At 45.5% G+C, this 2,369-nt stretch carries 2 protein-coding genes and 1 pseudogene; all 3 read left to right on the forward strand.

Features of this window, described 5'->3' with window-relative positions:
- A partial coding sequence (locus ACA086_RS14860) for a hypothetical protein (protein WP_371004133.1) occupies window positions 1–489 on the forward strand: 489 nt, incomplete at its 5' end.
- Window positions 489–1,634: a gliding motility-associated C-terminal domain-containing protein gene (locus tag ACA086_RS14865; RefSeq protein WP_371004134.1), complete on the forward strand. Its 1,146-nt coding sequence runs from the start codon at window positions 489–491 to the stop codon at window positions 1,632–1,634. The genes ACA086_RS14860 and ACA086_RS14865, both read left to right, overlap by 1 nt.
- Window positions 1,635–1,797: 163 nt before the next feature.
- Window positions 1,798–2,369, forward strand: a pseudogene (locus ACA086_RS14870) (hypothetical protein); the annotation flags it as partial.

A 2,369-nucleotide genomic window follows, 5' to 3' on the forward strand; every position in this document is an offset into this window, starting at 1 on the left:
CCTGCAAATGAATTACAGACTTTATCCCAGGTAGGAAACAATGTAACCCTATCTGACGGAGGAGGTACAATTTCTGTGGCCGACAACGATAATGATTCAACTAACGAAATACAAACCATAACTTCGACAGACGGTTCCATCAGTATTACACCATCAGGTAATGATTACGATCTTTCGGTAACTTCTGTAGATCCTACAAATATCTTTCATGCCCTTGGACTCATAGACGGCGCTACAAGTAGTATATTAAAAAATCATAATATTGCCTCTGTAACAAGAGCTTCTGCAGGTCGCTACACAGTTATTTTTACAAACCCTACACCCACAGGGAATGTCGATTACATAGTTCAACTTACTTTAAGAAATCTTCCAAGTGGAACTATTCTAGTTAGTGGTGCAGGATCAGGAAGTTTCAATGTTTGGATTAACGACGCAGCAGGATTAGGAGTAGACGCCCAATTTTATTTTTCAATAATCGATTTTCCATAATGAAAAGAAGCGCAGCGTTCATAGCAATACTTGTTGGACTTAGTGCTTTCGCCCAACCCGCCCTCTATAACAGCGGGAACCTGCGTATTCACGACCAGGGGCAATTGGGATTCCATGCTAACCTGATCAATGACGGAATCTTTGACGATAACCTGGGATTAGTAGGCTTCTACGGCCCGTCTTTCCTGGAAGTTTCAGGGGCCCTTAATCCGGTTTTCTTCGACGTGGAGATCGCCGCCGATGGCGGGGTCATCCTTAATACGAGCGTAAGTGTTCGAAATAATACCAATTTTGTTTCAGGGGATTTTAGGACCAATAAGGCCCAGCCACAGCTGTTCTACGAATTTCTGCAGGATGCCTTCTTTGTAGGGGAAAGCAACATCTCCAAAGTAGATGGGTATGCCTCCATGTCGGGGCAGCAAACTTTTACCTTCCCCGTGGGTGATGTTACTGAAATCAGACCCTTGATCCTTAATTCTGAAGCGGTAAACGCTTTTTCCAAGTGTGCCTATTTTTACGAAGACCCCAATTTTCCTTCTACCTTTAGTCCGTTTAATACACAGATCAGACCCCGGACGGTTGAAGCGGTAAGTACGTTCGAATTTTGGCGTCTGGAGGGCACAGTTACCTCAACAGTGACCCTCAGCTGGAATGCCCGAAGCAATTTATCCTTATTCTCAGAAGAAGTGGGAAACATCCTGGTGATGGGATGGAATAAAGCCGCCCGGCAGTGGCTTCCCCTGGGGAATACAGCAGCGGGTGGTGACCTGAATGCCGGTTTTGTTACTTCTGCGCCTTTTGTCCCTGACGATTTTGAGATAATCACTTTTGGTAGTCTGGCTATTGCCGAAGAATTACTGACCCTGGATAATTACTATATTTCTCCCAACGGTGATGGTATCAATGATTTTCTTCAAATTCCGGAACTGGATCAATCGCCCAATAACCGACTCGAAATTTACGATCGCAGGGGTTTAAAAGTCTTCCAGATGGATAATTACCAGGATCAATTTACAGGAATTTCCAATGTGGAAAACATGGTGCTGAATCGTGGAATCGGACTGCCGGAAGGACTCTATTATTACATCATTTCCATGGATGATCTCGACTTAAATTTTCAAGGATTTTTGTTCCTCGAACGTTGATTGTAAGGTGAATCCTACCCGCTGAATTGCTATATTCTTCGGTGTCTGGCGGGCTTTTATCACTTCACAACAGCATTCCACCACTTCACAACAATAATTACCCCCTCCCCAGCCTGTGCGCTATTTTTACGTGGCTATGAAAAAAATGCGCAAACTTTTTACAATGAACTCAAAGTATTTATTATTACTCGCAGTTCTTCTCCTTGGTCAGTTCGCGACGGCTCAGGTCAAGATCGGTGAAAATCCAAATCAGATCAATTCGGCCTCCATTATCGAATTGGAAAGCAGCACCAAGGCTTTTGTACTTACCCGGGTAACCAATACACAGATGCAGAGCATCAAACCGCTACGAGGTGCCCTGATATACAACACTGAGGATGACTGTGTCTTCTATTATGACGGAGGCCAATGGATAGATCTTTGTAATGGCTCTGCCAACAAAGGTACCTTCACTTTTGTAGATAACAACAACGGAACTTTTACTATCAACTATTCTGATGGCAGCTCCTTTACCTCTTCCAATCTAACCGGACCGCAAGGGCCAGCCGGACCCGCAGGGGCTGACGGTGCGGATGGTTCCGATGGTGTTGATGGAGCACAAGGAATACAAGGTGACCCCGGACCTCAGGGACCAGTTGGACCAGCAGGCGCAGACGGAGCCGATGGTGTCGATGGCGCTGATGGCGCACAAGGACCGCAAGGTGATCCCGGACCACAAGGACCACAAGGAATACA

The organism is Muriicola sp. E247, from assembly GCF_041358175.1.
In the GTDB taxonomy this organism is placed as follows: domain Bacteria; phylum Bacteroidota; class Bacteroidia; order Flavobacteriales; family Flavobacteriaceae; genus Muriicola.